20 protein-coding genes are annotated in these 17,824 nt (G+C 48.5%); 12 read left to right on the top strand and 8 right to left on the bottom strand.

Annotated features, from left to right (window positions below; translation table 11 throughout):
• Positions 1-24 precede the first annotated feature (24 nt).
• From dxs to spo0A, 7 genes are all read left to right on the top strand, one after another.
• Complete coding sequence (gene dxs / locus PBOR_RS23580) at positions 25-1,938, top strand: 1-deoxy-D-xylulose-5-phosphate synthase (RefSeq protein WP_042215926.1); 1,914 nt, start codon at positions 25-27, stop codon at positions 1,936-1,938.
• A gap of 41 nt (positions 1,939-1,979) precedes the next feature.
• Positions 1,980-2,870 carry a TlyA family RNA methyltransferase gene (locus tag PBOR_RS23575; protein WP_042215924.1) on the top strand — a complete coding sequence of 297 codons (891 nt, stop codon included), beginning with the start codon at positions 1,980-1,982 and terminating at the stop codon, positions 2,868-2,870.
• A 43-nt stretch (positions 2,871-2,913) separates the two neighbouring features.
• Positions 2,914-3,453, top strand: coding sequence for a hypothetical protein (locus PBOR_RS23570; protein WP_052429616.1), 540 nt, complete (start codon positions 2,914-2,916; stop codon positions 3,451-3,453).
• 28 nt (positions 3,454-3,481) lie between these two features.
• Positions 3,482-3,931: a transcriptional regulator AhrC/ArgR gene (ahrC, locus tag PBOR_RS23565; RefSeq protein WP_039300423.1), complete on the top strand. Its 450-nt coding sequence runs from the start codon at positions 3,482-3,484 to the stop codon at positions 3,929-3,931.
• A gap of 48 nt (positions 3,932-3,979) precedes the next feature.
• Complete coding sequence (gene recN / locus PBOR_RS23560) at positions 3,980-5,707, top strand: DNA repair protein RecN (RefSeq protein WP_042215922.1); 1,728 nt, start codon at positions 3,980-3,982, stop codon at positions 5,705-5,707.
• Positions 5,708-5,845: 138 nt separating this feature from the next.
• Entirely contained in the window at positions 5,846-6,955 is a 1,110-nt protein-coding gene (spoIVB, locus tag PBOR_RS23555) for a SpoIVB peptidase (protein WP_245647882.1), read from the top strand.
• 171 nt (positions 6,956-7,126) lie between these two features.
• The gene (spo0A, locus tag PBOR_RS23550; RefSeq protein WP_039300417.1) at positions 7,127-7,945 is read left to right on the top strand and encodes a sporulation transcription factor Spo0A; all 819 of its coding nucleotides are present in this window, start codon (positions 7,127-7,129) and stop codon (positions 7,943-7,945) included.
• A 170-nt stretch (positions 7,946-8,115) separates the two neighbouring features.
• Here spo0A and PBOR_RS23545 read toward each other — a convergent pair whose 3' ends face one another.
• Together PBOR_RS23545 and PBOR_RS23540 are read right to left on the bottom strand one after the other, a co-directional pair.
• Positions 8,116-8,937, bottom strand: coding sequence for a FlxA-like family protein (locus tag PBOR_RS23545; protein ID WP_042215918.1), 822 nt, complete (start codon positions 8,935-8,937; stop codon positions 8,116-8,118).
• Between the two features lie 159 nt (positions 8,938-9,096).
• On the bottom strand, positions 9,097-9,468 hold the full coding sequence (locus PBOR_RS23540; RefSeq protein WP_042215917.1) for a hypothetical protein: 372 nt from the start codon (positions 9,466-9,468) through the stop codon (positions 9,097-9,099).
• Between the two features lie 269 nt (positions 9,469-9,737).
• On the opposite strand from PBOR_RS23540, the gene PBOR_RS23535 reads away from it, so the two are divergent.
• Together PBOR_RS23535 and PBOR_RS23530 are read left to right on the top strand one after the other, a co-directional pair.
• Positions 9,738-10,397, top strand: coding sequence for a helix-turn-helix domain-containing protein (locus PBOR_RS23535; RefSeq protein WP_039300411.1), 660 nt, complete (start codon positions 9,738-9,740; stop codon positions 10,395-10,397).
• A 119-nt stretch (positions 10,398-10,516) separates the two neighbouring features.
• Complete coding sequence (locus PBOR_RS23530; RefSeq protein WP_039300408.1) at positions 10,517-10,825, top strand: hypothetical protein; 309 nt, start codon at positions 10,517-10,519, stop codon at positions 10,823-10,825.
• A 108-nt stretch (positions 10,826-10,933) separates the two neighbouring features.
• Here PBOR_RS23530 and PBOR_RS35095 read toward each other — a convergent pair whose 3' ends face one another.
• The 5 genes from PBOR_RS35095 to PBOR_RS23510 all read right to left on the bottom strand — a co-directional run bounded on the left by PBOR_RS35095 (position 10,934) and on the right by PBOR_RS23510 (position 15,839).
• Positions 10,934-13,501: a bifunctional 2',3'-cyclic-nucleotide 2'-phosphodiesterase/3'-nucleotidase gene (locus tag PBOR_RS35095; RefSeq protein ID WP_047171621.1), complete on the bottom strand. Its 2,568-nt coding sequence runs from the start codon at positions 13,499-13,501 to the stop codon at positions 10,934-10,936.
• 252 nt (positions 13,502-13,753) lie between these two features.
• Entirely contained in the window at positions 13,754-13,933 is a 180-nt protein-coding gene (sda, locus tag PBOR_RS23520; protein ID WP_042215915.1) for a sporulation histidine kinase inhibitor Sda, read from the bottom strand.
• A gap of 262 nt (positions 13,934-14,195) precedes the next feature.
• Complete coding sequence (locus tag PBOR_RS23515; protein WP_042215913.1) at positions 14,196-14,528, bottom strand: LytTR family DNA-binding domain-containing protein; 333 nt, start codon at positions 14,526-14,528, stop codon at positions 14,196-14,198.
• Between the two features lie 137 nt (positions 14,529-14,665).
• The gene (locus tag PBOR_RS36390) at positions 14,666-15,190 is read right to left on the bottom strand and encodes an accessory gene regulator ArgB-like protein (protein ID WP_157764109.1); all 525 of its coding nucleotides are present in this window, start codon (positions 15,188-15,190) and stop codon (positions 14,666-14,668) included.
• Complete coding sequence (locus PBOR_RS23510; RefSeq protein WP_042215910.1) at positions 15,171-15,839, bottom strand: hypothetical protein; 669 nt, start codon at positions 15,837-15,839, stop codon at positions 15,171-15,173. The genes PBOR_RS36390 and PBOR_RS23510 overlap by 20 nt, the downstream gene beginning before the upstream one ends.
• A gap of 132 nt (positions 15,840-15,971) precedes the next feature.
• Here PBOR_RS23510 and PBOR_RS23505 point away from each other — a divergent pair, with 132 nt between their 5' ends.
• Positions 15,972-16,490 (top strand): DinB family protein, encoded by a 519-nt coding sequence (locus PBOR_RS23505; RefSeq protein WP_042215908.1) that lies wholly within the window; start codon positions 15,972-15,974, stop codon positions 16,488-16,490.
• 31 nt (positions 16,491-16,521) lie between these two features.
• On the top strand, positions 16,522-16,776 hold the full coding sequence (locus tag PBOR_RS23500; RefSeq protein WP_042215905.1) for a hypothetical protein: 255 nt from the start codon (positions 16,522-16,524) through the stop codon (positions 16,774-16,776).
• 80 nt (positions 16,777-16,856) lie between these two features.
• Here the strand turns inward: PBOR_RS23500 and PBOR_RS23495 are convergent, their stop codons facing one another.
• Positions 16,857-17,426, bottom strand: a complete 570-nt coding sequence (locus PBOR_RS23495; protein ID WP_042215903.1) for a thymidine kinase — start codon at positions 17,424-17,426, stop codon at positions 16,857-16,859.
• A gap of 183 nt (positions 17,427-17,609) precedes the next feature.
• On the opposite strand from PBOR_RS23495, the gene PBOR_RS23490 reads away from it, so the two are divergent.
• Positions 17,610-17,819, top strand: a complete 210-nt coding sequence (locus tag PBOR_RS23490; protein WP_042215901.1) for a hypothetical protein — start codon at positions 17,610-17,612, stop codon at positions 17,817-17,819.
• Positions 17,820-17,824 lie beyond the last annotated feature (5 nt).

Here is a 17,824-nt window from a genome sequence, read left to right as displayed (position 1 = left end):
CATCTAGGAAAGCGGGGAATACTCGTGCTGCTTCCACAAATAAATGATCCTCAGCAACTTAAATCTTTGTCAGTCGAGGAGCTGGCAGCCCTTGCGGAAGAAATCCGCCGGTTTTTAATTGACAAACTTACAGTAACCGGAGGGCATCTCGGATCCAACCTCGGGGTAGTGGAGCTCACGCTGGCCCTGCATTACTGCTATGACAGTCCCCGGGACAAGATGATATATGACGTCGGTCATCAGGCCTATGTGCACAAGATACTGACAGGCCGCCAGGACCGGTTTGACACGCTCCGCAAGCAGGGCGGCCTATGCGGCTTTGTGAAGCGTTCGGAGAGCGAGCATGATGTCTGGGAAGCCGGACACAGCAGTACCTCTTTGTCTGCTGCAATGGGTATGGCCATGGCCCGGGATTTGAAGGGCGAGGACAATAGGGTCATCGCTGTGATCGGCGACGGTGCACTTACCGGGGGGATGGCCTTTGAGGCGCTGAACCACATTGGGCATGAACGCCGCAAGCTGATGGTGATCCTCAATGACAATGAGATGTCCATCGCACCGAATGTAGGAGCCATGCATAATTATTTGAGCAAAATCCGCTCGGACCGCCATTACCTGCGTGCTAAGGATGAAGTTGAAGGCCTGCTCAAGAAAATCCCGGCGATTGGCGGGCGGCTGGCCAAGACGGCACAGAATGTGAAGGACGGCCTGAAGAACATGCTCGTTCCCGGTGTTCTGTTCGAGGAGCTCGGGTTTACGTATCTTGGACCCGTGGATGGTCATGATCTGGAGAAAATGATCGACACCTTCCATCAGGCTGATAATGTGTCTGGTCCTGTGCTGGTACATGTGCTGACGACGAAGGGCAAGGGCTACAAACCGGCCGAAACTGACTTCTATAAATCACATGCAATCTCACCCTATAAGATTGAATCCGGCCAGTCCCTTAAAGCCGTGAAGGCTGTCAGCCACCCGATGTATACCGAAGTGTTCGGGGAGACGCTGATTGAGCTGGGCCGGCAGGATTCCAGACTGATTGCGGTCACACCGGCAATGCCGGGCGGCTCGGGCCTGTTCCCGTTCGCTAAGGAATTCCCAGACCGGATGATCGATGTCGGTATCGCTGAGCAGCATGCGGCGACCCTGTGCGCCGCTCTGGCCATGGAAGGGATGAAGCCGGTCTATGCGGTCTACTCCACTTTTATGCAGCGCGCGTATGACCAGATTGTCCATGATATCTGCAGACATAACGCTAATGTGATGTTCGCCATCGACCGCGCCGGATTCGTCGGTGCGGACGGGGAGACTCATCAAGGGGTATATGATATAGCCTTCATGCGCCATATCCCGAATATAGTGCTTATGATGCCGAAGGATGAGAATGAGCTGCGCCATATGATGAAGACGGCACTGGAATACAATGACGGACCTATTGCTTACCGTTATCCCCGGATTGAGGGCACCGGCGTGACTGCTGATGCAGAACTGCGTTGTCTGCCTATCGGCTCCTGGGAGCGTCTGCGTCCGGGTGATGATTACGCAGTGCTGGCCTGCGGCCCTATGGTCCAGTTAGCCGAGGAGGCAGCTGAGCTGCTGAAGCGTGAAGGCATCCAGCTTAGCGTAGTGAACGCCCGGTTCCTGAAGCCGCTGGATAATACCATGCTGCTTGAACTGGCGCATGCGGGAACCAGCATGGTTGTGCTTGAAGAAGCCAGCCAGGCAGGCAGTCTTGGCAGCGCAGTGCTCGAATTCTATGCGGAACATGAGATTTACGATGCACGTGTCCATTTGATGGGCGTGCCGGATATCTTCGTTGAGCATGGTTCGATCAAGGAGCAGCGCCAGGAAACCGGCCTTACCGTTGAAGCCTTGTGCGCGCGGATTAAGGCGATGAAGGCGCTAAGCACTTATACTTACAAGTCGACTTCCAATTCCTGAGTACAGGGTGGAAGCCGGACCCAAGTGACCAGGAGATGACCATGGAACACCCTAAAGAACGTATAGATGTACTGTTAGTAGAACAAGCCTTTTACGACAGCCGGGAGAAGGCCAAGGCTGCCATAATGGCTGGTCTGGTGCTGGCGAATGAAGAACGGATTGAGAAGCCGGGAATGAAGGTGCTGCGCAGCGCTGTCCTGAGAGTCAAAGGAGCTGTGCACCCTTATGTCAGCAGGGGCGGCTTGAAGCTGGAGAAGGCGCTGCGGCAGTTCGGCATTGTCCTGGATGGGCGGATTATGCTGGATATCGGCTCCTCTACAGGAGGCTTCACTGATTGTGCGCTCCAGAACGGAGCGAGCCATGTGTATGCTATTGATGTTGGCCATAACCAGCTGGACTGGAGCCTGCGCAATGACGGGCGGGTAACGGTTATGGAGCAGACCAACTTCCGCTATATGACCCCGCCTGACCTCAAAGGGCCGGTACCTGATTTTGCCAGTATTGATGTATCCTTTATCTCGCTTAAGATCATTCTTCCGCCGCTTATGGCGCTCCTGAACCGCCCGGCTGATATCGCTGCGCTGATCAAGCCGCAGTTCGAGGCCGGACGGGAAAAGGTGGGGAAATCCGGCGTAGTCCGCGAATCGGCTGTCCATAAAGAGGTGCTTGTTAATGTGCTGTCTATGGCGGCTGAGCTGGGCTACAAGCTGGAAGGGCTGACCTTCTCACCAATTACCGGAGGGGAAGGGAATATTGAATTCCTGGCTCACTGGAAGCTGCTATCTGAGGGAGTGGAGAACGCTCCGGACGGACAACAGCTTTCCCCGGCTGAAGCACAGCCGAATAATTTCGCCGCGCTTGCCGACTCCGTGATTAAGGAAGCGAATGCAACCTTTAGCGCTGCGAACAATGGAAACTCATCGAAGCGATGAGTTTCTTTTGCTGCAAATAGAAGAAGCTTTCTGCTGCTGAACCATGTTTGTTGTTACCCCGAAGCAGGATTTCGCTTGCCCGCACGCGAATAGATTCACCGAGGTGATGGGAGTGGCGAGCTCTGACAAGGCCGTTGTGGCACTCATTGGACTGGCGGCAGCAATCTTTATCATTTACCGGATTTACATCTGGCTCCAAGGTTCTCCAAGATCCTTCATGAAGGACCGGGTGCCGATCAATACCATTATTCAACCTCATCCGTCCATAGGATTATTAGAGGATGCCGGTTACGAGGTCATTGGCGGCAAGCTGAAGATTCCACTGTCCTTTCAAGTGAACGGGGCGCCGATGTACAGCAGGCTGTTCATTGATTATGTTGCCAGCAAAGATGAGGAGCATTTCTATCTGGTCATTCTGTCACGGCCGCGCAAAGCTCTTGAGTTCACCGGCAGCGGGCTCCGCGACACCTTGCTTCCGTATCTGCTGATCTACCCGGATTGCAGCGGTGTGCTCTACGTAGATACGGTGAATTCAGCCATTCATGTGATTAAGTTAGGTAAAGACGATGGTGAATCCAATTGAGAACAACTTATAAATACGGGAGGCAACAATGAAGGGACACAGGCACATCAAAATAAGAGAAATTATTACGCAGAGGGAGATCGAAACCCAGGATGATCTGGTGGAGGCTCTGCGTGAATCCGGATTTCAGGTAACCCAGGCTACAGTATCCCGTGACATCAAGGAATTGCTGCTGATTAAGGTGCCGATGGATGACGGGCGGTACAAGTACTCCCTGCCGACAGATCAGCGCTACAATCCGACCCAGAAGCTTAAGCGGGTGCTGGTGGATAATTTTGTGCAGATCGATTTCTCCGCCAATCTTGTGGTCATGAAATGTCTGCCGGGTACAGCCAATTCTGTGGCGGCACTGATTGATAATATTGACTGGCCGCAAATTATGGGCACCATCTCGGGCGATGACACCATTCTGATCATTTGCCGCCAGCCTGAGGACAGCAAGGGCGTTATTGCACAAATAATGGGCTATATCTCGTAAGTTCATCATACTTAAGCAAGCGATCATCTTTTCGGAGGTGCTGTATTCGTGTTAGAAACGTTATCAATCCGCAATCTGGCCGTCGTAGAGGCGGTGGATGTGCATTTTTATCCCGGTTTTCATGTCCTTACAGGGGAGACCGGTGCAGGGAAATCAATTATTATCGATGCGCTAGCACTCATTGCCGGGGGCCGCGGTTCTGCGGACTCTATCCGGTATGGGTGTGAAAAGGCAGAAATGGAAGCGCTTTTCAGCTTGCCGGGAACCCACCCGGTCTGGGATACGCTGGAACGGCTTGGCATTGCAGCAGAACGTGAAGAGCATCTGGTGATCCGCCGGGAGATTACCTCTCAGGGCAAAAGCACCTCGCGGGTAAACGGTCAGATGGTAAACCTCAGCATGCTGCGGGAAATCGGTGAGCAGCTGGTAAATATCCACGGGCAGCATGAGCATCAGAACCTGCTTAAGGCAGAACGTCATCTGGGGCTGCTGGATACTTACGGCGAAGCTGTGATCGGTCCGCTGAAGGCTGATTACCAGGAGAAATATACGGCCTTTGCCAAAGTGGAAAAAGAACTCCGGGAACTTCAGGAATCCAGTCAAAAAGCGTATCAAATGCTTGATTTGTACCGTTTTCAGCTGGAGGAAATTTCTGCCGCAGGATTAAAACCGGGAGAAGATGAATTACTTAACGAAGAAAGGGTCAAACTATCCCACAGTGAGAAAATGATGGATTCAGTATCCGGCGCATACGAGCTGCTGTATGACAGGCAAGGGCTGGAATCCATTGGAAGTGTAATCTCCAAGCTGGAGGATGCGATCCGCTATGACGAGAAGGGCCTGAGGGCTGTGTTCGAGCAGCTGCAGTCGTCGTATTACCAGCTGGAGGATGCGGCATTCCAATTACGCGATTACCGTGAAGAGATTGAATTCAATCCGGCGCGGCTGGAGGAAATTGAGAACCGGCTGGATCTGATCACAGGGCTGCGGCGCAAATACGGAGACAGTGTAGAGCAAATTCTGGCGTACTATGAGCAGATTCACCGGGAGACCGATCTCCTGGAGAATAAGGACGAGTACATTGAGAAATTGACGGCCAAACGCGATGGTCTGCTCGGCACTTTAATGAAAGCTGCCGGAGCGCTTAGCACGGCACGCCGCCAGTGTGCTACAGATCTTGCTTCCCAAGTGGAAGGTGAACTAAAGGATCTGCAGATGGAGCGGACTTCGCTTCAGGTCAAAATGGATACGCTCGAAGACCCACGCGGTATTGAATATCAGGACCGGCGTTACCGTCTGACCCGGCAGGGGATCGACAGCGCTGAGTTTATGATCTCTCCGAACCCTGGCGAACCGCTGCGGCCGCTGGGCAAAATCGCCTCCGGCGGTGAGCTGTCACGCATCATGCTGGCGATGAAGAGTATTTTTGCCCGGCATGACGCCATCCCTGTCCTGATCTTCGATGAAGTGGATACCGGTGTCAGCGGGCGGGCGGCACAGTCCATTGCAGATAAATTATACAAGCTGTCCTCCACCTGTCAGGTGTTCTCCATTACCCACTTGCCGCAGGTGGCCTGTATGGCGGATCATCAATATCTGATTGTCAAAAAAGTCGAAGACGGACGCACGATGACCGAAGTGGACTCCCTCTCGGCGGAAGGCCGGGTGCTGGAGCTGGCCCGTATGCTGGGTGGTGTGGAAATTACCGAAAAAACATTGCATCACGCACAGGAAATGCTCGGTTTGGCCGAGGCCAGCAAAGCTGCTGCTGGGTAAGCGGGACAATGATTGACAGTAATAAAAGCCTGGGGGCAAGGTTATCTTATAGGTACGCAATTGGCGACCACCTTTTTCGTCAAGCGAAAGAAGCAAAAGGGAGCGTGACAGCCATTGAAGCCGAACCTCAGGAAGTTAATGCCCGGCCTTTTATTTGCCTTCTTTCTCAGCTTATCAGGCATAACGGGACCTCAACAAAGCTTTGCAGCACCGCTGGAACATCAGCCGCATAAAGCGGTTCAGGGGAATGACAATGAGCTTAAGGTCATCCCGGGAGGTCAGACGATTGGCGTGAAAGTGAAATCTGCAGGCGTGCTGGTTGTGGGTCATCATCTGATTGAAGTATCGGAGCAGTCCAAGATTTCACCAGGCGAGAACAGCGGACTGATGCCCGGTGATCTGATGATCTCCATTAACGGGGTCAAGCTGGACGAGGTATCCAAGGTAGCAAAGCTTGTGGAACGTGCCGGTAAAAGCAATGATTCCTTAAGTATTGTGTACAAACGCAGCGGCAAAGAGCACAAAGCCCAGCTTAAGCCCGCATATGACCGCAATGACAAGGTATGGAGACTGGGGCTCTACATCCGCGATTCCGCAGCTGGTGTGGGTACCCTGACTTTCTATGCCCCGAAACAAGGGGTATACGGTGCTCTGGGGCATGTCATTACCGACATGAACACCGGCACACCGATCGTTGTCGGCAGCGGCCATATCGTGCAGTCCAGTGTCACCTCCATTTCCAAAAGCCAGGATGGCGATCCTGGGGAGAAACGGGCCCATTTTCTGAAGGAAAGCCAGGTTCTCGGCAATGTGGAGAGCAATACGGATTTCGGAATCTTCGGCAAAATGACCCGCAATCCGGAGCATAGTCTGTACCAGGAGCCGATTCCCGTTGCCATGAGCGCTGAAGTGAAGGAAGGCCCGGCACAGATTCTTACAGTAGTCGACGGTCAACAGGTGGAGCGTTTCAATGTGGAGATCATCCATGTGGCCCGGCAGCAGAGTCCGGCAACCAAGGGGATGGTGCTGCGTATTACCGATTCCCGTCTGATTGATAAGACCGGCGGGATTGTCCAGGGGATGAGCGGCAGCCCGATTGTCCAGGATGGCCGTCTGATCGGCGCAGTAACCCATGTATTCGTCAACGATCCCAAGTCGGGGTATGGCTGTTTCATCGAATGGATGCTTAGAGACTCCGGTGTCGTGCAACAAGAACATCTGCTTCCCTCCAATCTTAAGGCGGTTTAGCCTTAAGATTTTTTTGTCGAAGGGCAGCGAGAAACATCGAATCGTGAAACAAAATATTTAATTATAAATCAACGCCGAAAAAAAATAAAGAAAAATAATTTTCGACAGAAGGATATTAAATCTTCATGTCGAAAACTTAAGGGAGAGAAGATAATAAGGAGGAAGCAGCCAGTGCAGAATATTGAAGTGTTGTTGGCCGATGATAACAGGGAGTTCACTAACTTGCTTGCCGAGTACATTACCGAACAGGAAGATATGACCGTGACAGGCATTGCCTATAATGGTGAAGAAGTGCTTCAAATGCTGAGCGGAGCACGCAAAATTCCCGATGTCCTTATTCTTGATATCATTATGCCGCATCTTGACGGCCTCGGCGTTCTTGAACGCCTGCGCGATATGGATCTGAACCCGCAGCCGAAGATCATCATGCTGACGGCTTTCGGCCAGGAGAACATCACACAAAGAGCTGTTCAGCTAGGAGCATCTTATTATATTTTGAAACCGTTCGATATGGAGGTTCTGGCGAACCGCGTGCGTCAGCTTGTGGGCGCTCAAGGCAGTATGAGCACTTCCGCCAGCATGTCCGGCTACTCAAGTTCCAGATCTTCCAGTAATGTGGTCCCTCTGTCCAAGGGCAAGAATCTGGATGCGAATATTACTTCGATCATTCATGAAATCGGCGTTCCTGCGCATATCAAAGGCTATCAGTACCTGCGTGAAGCCATCACCATGGTCTACAACAATATCGAGATCCTGGGCGCCATTACTAAGACGCTCTACCCTGCCATTGCCGAGAAATTCAAGACAACGCCTTCACGCGTGGAGCGCGCCATCCGCCATGCGATCGAAGTCGCCTGGACCCGCGGCAACATTGACAGCATCAGCCATCTGTTCGGCTATACGATTAATATCTCCAAATCCAAGCCAACTAACTCGGAATTTATTGCCATGGTAGCCGACAAGCTGCGGATTGAGCATAAGGTTTCTTGAAGGGGTAAGGATCAGGATACGTGAAAGGTTTGCGTTTTAGCGTTTAGAAATGCCACACTGTTATTGGGGAAGAGTGATCCCATAACGGTGTGGCATTTTTTTGATATATATAAATTACTAAAAATCAAACATTGCCCTTCATCATTTACTCTTCTTCTGATTTTCGTATTCTACACCCAAATATCCAACGACGCAGAAGCTGGGGCTGAACCAGTTACCGGGCCTGCTCCCCCTGAACCTGCTGCTTCAACGGTGCTGCTTTTATCCCCACTTTTGGTGGATTTATTAGTCTCATTTGTTTCTTCCGTATCCTCCGTACGGGAGGGCGAGCTTGGAATAATACTGTCTTTTGCCGCCGCTTTGCTGTTGTCCTTCAGTTCAGTGACTAAATCGCCAATCTTGCTGTCGATCCTGCGGATGGTGGACTTCATATCCAGAATCTCCTCCCGTTTAGCCTGGAAAATAATACGCTCTGCATTCTCGAGCATCAACGGCCGGCCGATATCATTGGTAGGGTTGTTGGCTAACCTGTCTCTTTCCATCTTTATTTCACTTTGAATGGGCTTGATTTCGCCTTCCAGCTGCTTGCTGAGGTTCACAAGCTTACCCATCCGGTCATATGTCGTGCTGTTTTTGATGAGCGCATGCATCGATTCAGCATTTATATCTGTGTATGTATCGGATTCAGCTTTTTTGGCTTCAGTCTGTTTGGGCTTGCTGCTCTCCAATTTTTCCTGCATTTGCTCAGCTTTGATCTGTGCGATCTGCGCATCCACTTCCTGAATAGAGGCTTTGAGGGCTTGTACACGTTCTTGCTTCAGTTTCTTATCCAAGTTCTCATTGGATCTGACAGCTTCAATCTGTTCGTTCAGGTTGGACTTTTGTTTGATCAGGCTTTGAATTTCTTTGTCCCGGGAATTGGATTTAACCTGATGGCTTGTGCTGGAAACAGGCATAGAGCTCTGTGAAGAAGTTGAAGTGACGGATGACAAGAAAATTCCTCCCAACGAATGAATTAAATACCATATGGAATCTATATCGGAAATTCTAAGCGTTGAAATAAGCTTTCGGGTTCTTTTCCGTGAATAATCCGCATATAAAAAAAGGTGATCCCAAGCCATTTCTGGTCCGGATCACCTTGTGCTGTGTTTTTAGTTAACCGACTGGTTAGACAAGCCGTTCAGGTAAGCATCCGCTTCTTCATAGGTCGGGTAATGAACAGCGAATTTACCGAACAATCGTTTCATCTGCATTTTCCATACCGGGGAATCTGCAACGTAGACCCAGCCGCCGACACCGGCAGCAATAGCCAAGTCGCCAGTCGGAGCAAGCAAAGCTGCTACTTCCGGAGACAGTACAGTCGGGGAACCCGTTACATCGGTTACACCGGTGAATCCCGGTTTCAGTTTCTTCAGAGCATTCTCGAAATCAGCTATGTATGAAGGCACGTCACCTTCGGTGAGGCCATAGGCTCTAACAATCACCTGATTTTTTGCTACATTTACTTCCATGGTGTAAGACATGATAATTCCTCCAGTAGTGATTTTGATTTTACATTAGACTTTATCGGATAATATTGCGCTGCATTTGAGAGAATAAGGAAATCAATCCGGATCCGTTCTCAATTATGGGAATTACCTACATTTGGAGAAGGTTTAACCTGAAGAATAGCCGCTCAGAAGCGTTAATAATGCAAATTTTAACGATTCTGCCTAAAGAATTTACACAAACAATTGTTATAATGAAACACAAATTGTTATCTTGTGTTATGATATAGGTAGAGGTGGCTCCTATGAACGATTTCGATAACTATCCCGATGAGCTGGGGAATTTCATCCGGCACTTCCGCAAAGCCCGGGGTTTGACCTTACGAGGGCTTGAAGAGAAGAGCGGCATCAGCTATTCACAGCTTAGCAAGATTGAACGGGGAGAGAGTATTCCGCTTAAAGATAACCTGGACAAGATCATTGAGGCGCTCGGAGGAGATCTTAAGAACCGGATGTATCATTTGGCGGATTACATGCCTGACATTGAATACATTAAGACGCTCAAGCAGGGCTACAAGCTGCCGCAGCATAATCAGTCCCAGGATTACATCTATGAAACGGCGTTTAACAAGCTGAAGGAGTTCCGGGCCAAGGAAGACAAAGAAACGTCATATGTTTCGTTTGATTCTGACGAAGTTATCGTTTATGAAACGGAATATGGGGCAGGAATGGTAATAGAGAAGATCGAGAAATACAACCTGACCGACGTCCTGAACGATAAATTCGAGGGAAGTCTGGACAGCCTCCGTAAACAGCCCCGCAAAGGCCGTCAGGCCTATTTGTTCGGAGAGTGGCTGCGCGAATGTATTTATGAGCTGAAGGAAGAAGAGCAGGACCAGGTTATCCAGTCATTGAAGGAATTCACCCAGTTCAAAGTGCAACAGATCAAGGGTGTGTATAAGTGAAGAAGGGCCCGGCTCAGCTTGTTGTCAAAAATGAATAATGTTGCCCTTTCTTGCAGCCATCTATTCATCTTGATCCATAAACAATTACAAATGGTTAGACAGAAAAGGGGATACGAATCATGAGAATCAATATGAAGTTTACCAGCAAAGGTAAAGCTGCAATCGAGAATTTCAATAACGATGAGCTGCTGGAGATCTTTGCAAGATACATCAAAACACTTACTAAGAAATACGATATTGAAGTGGATGTGCCTCTTGAAGTGAACCAGAACATCGTGGGCGACGGTACGATCATTGCACTGGCGCAGAATGTGAAATGCGATGTGGATACGTTCTTCAAAGAGCTGGGACGTGATATCAAGGTTCCGCTTAAGAAGAGACTCGGCGGCAAGCTGGAGAATGTCTTCAAAACAGAATTTATCGAGTAGATCCTTGCGTATTAACACAAAAGCCATCCCCGCACTTTATGTGGAGGATGGCTTTTGTGCGTCTGTGTAGGCTGGTCTGTGAAGCCTTTCAGCGCTTGCAGCTGATGGCTACTCTACAGAAGCAAACAACAGGCTGGAGATTACTTTGGCGGCTTCAGCACGGGTGGCAGTAGCCTTAGGGGCGAAGCTGCCATCTGTGCGTCCGGCGATGATTTTCTTATCGACAGTAACTGCTACAGCAGATGTCGCCCAGGCGCTGATGGAAGCCGAATCGCTGAAGCTGACAGCTGTGATGGCGGTCAAGATTTTACCGGCACGGAGATCAAGCCCCTGCTTCACCATTACCGCCATCTGTTCACGGGTGATGGAGGCATTAGGTGCGAAGGTATCGGCGGTTACACCGCTAACCAGCTTGTTCTCATGAGCTGCTGCAACGGCACCTGCATACCAGGCGGCTGCGGGTACATCTTTGAAGGCTGGAGATACGCTGACTTGCAGCTTCAAGGCTTTGGTCAGCAAGCTGGCGAATTCAGCACGGGTTACCAGGCCGTTTGGATCAAAAGTATCGGCTGTTTTGCCGGAGATGATCTTATCCGCAGCGAGACTGTTGATGTAACCTGCAGCCCAGTGTGACACGGGAACATCCTTGAATACCGCAACGGCAGGCTGTTCCGTAACCGGATCGGCAGCCGGCAGGGAAGGAGTTACAGCTTTACTCACGTCAAGAGTGAAGACGCCGAAGCCTTTTTCATCCACTTGACCTGTATAAGCAATGTTGTCCGTCGTTTTGGCATAGGTCTCTGCTTTTGGCGAGGAGGTGAAGGTTACCTTCACATTCCCGGAGATGGGTGCGATCGACCAGTTGTTGTCGGCAGACGGATTAATGGTTTTGCTGGCGGTGATATAATCCATCAGGATCTGGCGGTTCTCATCCGGTGAGTCGATGATGTATTTGCTGCCTTTGACTCCAGGGAAGTTGCCGCCGCCGCTTGCGCGGTAGTTATTGGTTGCCATGATGAAATCCTGATTCGGATCAATCGCTTTGCCGTTATATTGCAAATTGATAATCCGGCTGGAGGAGGCATCATTCACAGTGCCATCCGGTTTGTATTTGGCTGGTTTCGTAACATCTACCTGATAAGTTACACCATCGATTACATCGAAGTTGTAGACCGCGAAGGAGGAATTGAGCAGCTCCTGCGCTTCTGTTGAGGACGGATCGATCTGATTGAATTTGCCGGCGGACATTTCCAGCCATTCTTTGACGACAGAGCCCTTCACCAGAATCGCTTTCAGCGTATTGTCATACAGGTACAGATCCCCTGCGCTCTTAATGGCCAGTGGTCCCTGGGCGATGTCTGTATATTCTTCCGGGCCGTTACGTCCGGCCTTGAATGGAGCGCCGACGGACAGGACCGGGATGTCTGCATATTGCGGAAGATTAGCTTTGATGTAATTCTCCACATACTGCTTCTGCGCAGTGGTAACGATCTGTACGGATGGATCATCCTGAACCAGGCCGAAGTAGCTGTAGATCGGTGCAGTAGTTGTACCAATTGGACTGTTCGCATAGGCAATCGTTGCTTCATGATCGGCCTGCACGGCATCCACAATGGCCTGATCCACGTCTACCGTAGATTTTTTGGCAACGGCATCATAGATGGCTTTGGTGGAGGATTGCGAGGAAGCGACCTTCCACTTGCCGTCTGTTTTTTCCAGAGTCAGATCGATCAGACCCAGGTTGCTGCCGCCGTAGCCGGCCTGTACCGCAGGGACACCGTTGATGGTTCCTTTGGCATTGTCGACGCCAGGCAATACTTTGCCGGAAGCATCCTTGAAGAGGGCATCCAGCGACTTCTCATCTGCTGCAGGGAATACTTTATGCGTATGAGAGAAGGTAATTGCATCAATACCGGCAACCTTGCTCAGCGGGAAAATAGCATCCTCTGCCTTCACGTAAGCTTCGGCGCTGCCGTTAAATCCGGAGTGGGTCATGGCGATAATCAGATCCGCACCGGCTGCGCGCATCTGCGGGATGAATTTCTCGGCAGTGGTTACGATATCCTTAGTGATAACTTTGCCTTCCAGATTGCTCTTGTCCCATTCGGTAATTTGCGGAGTTACAAGCCCGAGCACACCAATCTTCAGTGTCTGCACGTTGCCGGCTTCATCTTTATACGATTTAGTAATAATCTGATAAGGGCTGTATTTGTTAACATCGTTATCCGGATTGCTGTCTTTGTCATCTACATATACATTGGCGTTAATATAAGGGAAATTGGCACCCTTGATCGCCTGATCCAGATAATCCAGACCATAGTTGAATTCATGATTACCGAAGGTGGCCACATCGTACCCCATCAGGTTCATCGCTTTATAGACAGGGTGAATTTCAGTGCCCTTAATAGGGTTCACAAGCGCTTTGTAAGTTCCTAGAGGTGTACCCTGGATAAGGTCCCCGTTATCTACCAGCAGCGTATTGCCAGCCTCTTGGCGGGCTTCCTTCACCAGGTTCGCGGTACGGGCCAGTCCGACGGTAAGGGATGTGGCACTCTTGTAATAGTCATACGGGAGCAGGTTGGTGTGGATATCTGTAGTCTCCATGATGCGCAGCTTCATTGTGGAGTCAGCCGGCGCAGCTGCCGCGAACATTCCACTGAATGGCAATGCGGTCATAGAAATTACGAGTGAAGATAGAACGGTTTTGTGCAATAAGTGCTGAAAATTATGCCTCATGCAATCTTTCATCCCTTCTGTTGTTAAGTTAGGTAACAAACACAAAGAATATTATATAGGAAAGATATTGAAATTGAAATTAAAAAATTAAAATTTAATTATAATAAAATGACAAAAAAGTATATTGCCCGGCAGGCCGGGTCAATATACCAATGATCAGGATGGCTGTATAGGAGGGCTTATTAATAGGGATTAGGCATCATAATGATCTGAGCCTAACAGATTTCGGCCAGAGAGGACATTTCTGATGATGTCGACAAAATCAGCTGAAGCTTTGGCTTCCAGCGCCAATTCATAGATGTTAATTAATTGTTCGTCAGACAATAGCTCAAGTGATGAGGGGCGCGGAGAAGGATGAAAATAATATTCCATTAGTTTCCTCCATCTGTAGTTGAGAGTGCGAGCGAATAAGTAAAATGTTTCATATATTTGCGAATCTATTAAAATGGTACCATTTGGAAGCTAATCCGTCTGCTGTCATTCGCCCTCTGAATTCACCTTTACAAAAGATGGGTAATATGGGATAATGATTGACTTTGGTTCGAATGAGAATTTGAATTGAATTTATCGGAGGGAAAAAAATCCCGGTAGCCATTGGGCACCGGGAAGTGGGGATGTTTCTATTCTTCTGTGTTTAAGGTGTATCATTCTTCCGAGAGGCTAAAAATCTTCTAATGCGTGCTTCATTGGATTCTGATACGGTAGCAAATTGTTCTCCTTGATTGAACAGAACGATCTTCCGTTCCGGATCATAACCGTCAATATTGCCGATGTTGACTACATTACTGCGGTCAAGACGTTCAAAGCCGGTACTCCCGTATGCTGCGTATAAATCGGAAAGAGTGGTGGGGAGAACAAATTCGCCTTCTTTCGTATGGACGAATATTGTATTCTTATGGTTTGAGAAATACAATATATCCTCCTCCCGGATACTCCGGGAGGAGCCGTCGTTTAGTAAGACACGCATGTTTTCCCCATCCTTGTTTGATTACTTGCGCAATTCTTTGGGTGCTTCTGGGCTATGGAAGGCTGGCTTCATAATTGAAACAAAGAAACGTGCAGATCCGGCAAGAGCGGCTGAAACTTGTTTAGCGATAGCTTTTTTCAATGTATTCTCCTCCTTGTCCAAGGAATTACTGTTAATGATTGGACTGTAAATGCCAATCCGATTACAGCTGATTGAAGGAAGAAATTAGAGGAAATCATTAATATAGAAACCAACTTCAATAAAGGATATATAGAAGTGGGAATTCTAGCGTTTTTGTCCGGGTTTGGAGCAAATATAATAATAATGATCAAACTGATTATGTTAGCAATCCAAAGGGTTGAATCTGAAAAGGTAATTAAAGAGGGCAGTAAGGTGCTTAATAAAATAGTAACAATATTACAAGCCATAGCTGTTTTTAAATGAAAACCGCCAGAAGTGAGGCGTAATATCGAGAAACACAGTAGAAAAGTCATGCATTCAGCAAATGATCCTGAAATAAAACCTATTACAGCTGTGCCAACTATGATTAACAGTGTGTTTATAATAATGCCTAGTGAATACTGCATGACTTCGACAGAATGGGTTTCCTCAGGATTTGCATTCTTTATTGCCCTTGCAATTCTATAGGCTAATAAATTCATCGTCGGTTCGATCCTTTTTATATGAAAGATATAGGTAGGCATAAAGCAAAATGCCATAAAGCATAGGCATCAGGAAGAAATACTGTGAATATCTTTGTGTTAGGATTAACATTAATATAACGATGAATATAGCAGGCGCACTTAGGATGAAAATTTTGATTTCACGAAGGGCTATTTTTACTTTGACGTTTTGTTTGTCAGGTACAAAATCGAATCCTTTTCTATGTTTACCGATATTAAAACCAATAATGATTGTAAGTACGACAGAGATCATTTGAAGAATATAAACACCAACGGTCAAAAAGGGAAATTCAATAGAGTATAAACCTGTTAATCTCATAAGAAAATAGCATGTGGATTGAATGAGCATATATGATAAATATGTTAATCCTGTCATAATAGCAGCATAAAAAATATGAATTCGAAACAAAAGCCATAAAAAGCAGAAAGTTAACAGATATTGAATAGCTACATCGGTAAGTATCAGCCCATAATCATTACGGAGAACATACGACACAAATGCCATAAGGGCGCCAGCAAATAACATTTCTTTGGGATACAAGTCAATCTTAAAAACCTTGAAGGCTAAATAAAACATTGCAGATGTCTCAAGTATGGAAAATACCATATATAGCACAAAATCCAGCATGCCTACACTCCCAAAGATAGATTAACTATTCATCCTGGTGATATTATACATAATAGGATAAAATGCAACAACAGGTTTTGACACTTTCCGGCAAATATTTCTTAAAAAATGTATTTTGAGAGGAGTTTTACCATGATTGAGCGTCCAGAGCAGGGAGAATACACCGAATTCCAGTCCAGATATATTACTTTGGTGCCGCCGGAAGGAGATTTGAGGGTCATTCTAAGAGAGCAGACGCAGCAAGTATTGGCTCTGCTTGACGGACTTACGGAGGAGCAAGGCGCATACCGGTATGCACCAGGGAAGTGGAGCATCAAAGAAATGATAGGGCATCTGACGGATAACGACCGGATTATGTCCTACCGTCTGCTTTGTTTTGCCAGAGGAGAGCAGGCGCCGCTGCCCGGCTATGAAGAGAATGATTATGCTGCTGCTGGCGGATTCGACCGCTTCTCGCTGGAGGAGATGATCACGCATTACCGGATCGTCCGGGAGTCCACCCTGGCGCTGCTGGATAGTCTGCCGGAGGATTCCTATACACGCACTGGCAGCTTCGGTGGCGTAGCCATGTCGGTTAGAGCGCAGACCTGCCTCATTATCGGACATGAGCTGCATCATCTGCGGATCCTTCATGAACGTTACTTGAACTAAAGTGCTGTAATTAGACAGGAGGGGAGCGCTTATGAGCTTGCTAAAAGGCATCTGGCATTTCTTCATTCCGAGAGAACGCACATTAGTGTATACCACTTTTGATCAGGGACAATATTTTAAGATTAAGGGTCTTTTGACGGCGGCAGGAGTACGGCACCGCTCGAGAATTAACGGCGGAATGAAAGCAACCGCCCAGCGTGCTAATTATGGAGGGAGTGCTACGGTTCAGCATGATCTGTATGTCCGTAAGGAAGATGAGCACAGAGCACTGAAGGCTATTCATTAATTAGCGAATCCGGCAAAAAAAAGCATTCCGGCCTGAGAGGGCTGGGATGCTTTTTGGTTTAAATACTAATTATGGTCTTATCACAATGGAGGATTCTTGTGGCATTTACGGCAGACCGGGTAATAGGCTTCATTGCCGCCAATCTGAATCTGTTTGCCGCTGTATACAGGTTTGCCGTTCTCAACCCGCAGGGCCATGGTGGCTTTCCGCTCGCAGAACCAGCAGATGGTCTTCATTTCTTCAATCTTGTCGGCGTAGATCAGCATATATTTGCTGCCTTCGAACAGATTGTTCTGGAAATCATTTTTGAGGCCGAAGGCCATGACCGGAATGCCGAGCTCATCAACAATGCGCACGAGCTGGAGAATGCAGTCTTTAGTCAGGAACTGGCACTCGTCTATCAGCACACAGTGAGGCTTAGGCAGATTACTGCTGACAATGCTGTAGATATCTGTATTCTCGTCGATAGGGATGGCCTGCTTGCGCAGTCCGATCCGGGAGGAGATATAACCGACTTCGTCCCGGTCGTCAAGGGATGGAGTGAAGATGAGTACCGACTTGCCCTGCTCCTCGTAATTATGCGCAACCTTGAGAATCTCAATGGATTTGCCGCTATTCATTGCCCCATACTTGAAAAACAACTGTGCCACGTCCATCTATCCTTTCGCTGTTCAGCTTGGTTAATATTCATCCGAAAAATGCGACCTTATTAGAGTATCATATTCGGGGCCGGGGTAGCCAGTGAAAAGATTGCTCCAGCCAGGGATGTGATATAATGAACGCAATTATGTCTTCAGCAGGAGAATCTTGCAAACAGAAAGGAAGTTGCCCTAGTGACAGAGAAATTGGAGCAATATAAGGAACGGCTGAACCTACTTCAGGAGAAGGGGGGGCTAAGCCCAGAGTCAGAGGAGTTACTGGCCGAAATGCTGGCAGAATTGACAGAGCTTAACCGCAGCAATAAGGCATTGCGCCGGGTGATCCTGAAGTCAGGACAGGGCTCAGCGATGTCAACCCGTCTGCGGGATGCGCTCTACGAATAAATAAA

Source organism: Paenibacillus borealis (assembly GCF_000758665.1).
In the GTDB taxonomy this organism is placed as follows: Bacteria; Bacillota; Bacilli; order Paenibacillales; family Paenibacillaceae; genus Paenibacillus_AQ; species Paenibacillus_AQ borealis.
Note: the sequence above shows the minus strand (reverse complement) of the source record. Positions and strands in the feature narration are given on the sequence as shown.